The 255-nt window shown below is 63.5% G+C and carries 1 protein-coding gene; it reads right to left on the reverse strand.

Annotated features, from left to right (window positions below; genetic code table 11):
- A partial coding sequence (locus AEA42_RS22525; RefSeq protein WP_197278414.1) for a hypothetical protein occupies window positions 1-255 on the reverse strand: 255 nt, incomplete at both ends.

Genomic DNA, 255 nt, shown 5'->3' on the forward strand with positions numbered 1-255 from the left:
GCGTCAGCAGGCCATCACCTGGGTTACCGTCATCGACGATCAATACGGTCGGGGCATTCGGGGCGGTTTCATCCGCCACGGTTGCAGTGTCAGAGCCTGGGCCTGAGGTGTTGTTGGCTGCATCGGTTTGGGTCGCGGTGACCGTGATGCTGCCACCTTCACCCGGGGCGGTTTCCGTCCAGCTGATAACGCCGGTGGTGGCGTTGTAGCTGTAGCCTGTCGCCCGAGTGCCGTCACCAAACTGCAGCGCCCCCT

The sequence above is a fragment of the Shewanella sp. Sh95 genome (genome assembly GCF_001308045.1).
GTDB lineage: Bacteria > Pseudomonadota > Gammaproteobacteria > Enterobacterales > Shewanellaceae > Shewanella > Shewanella xiamenensis.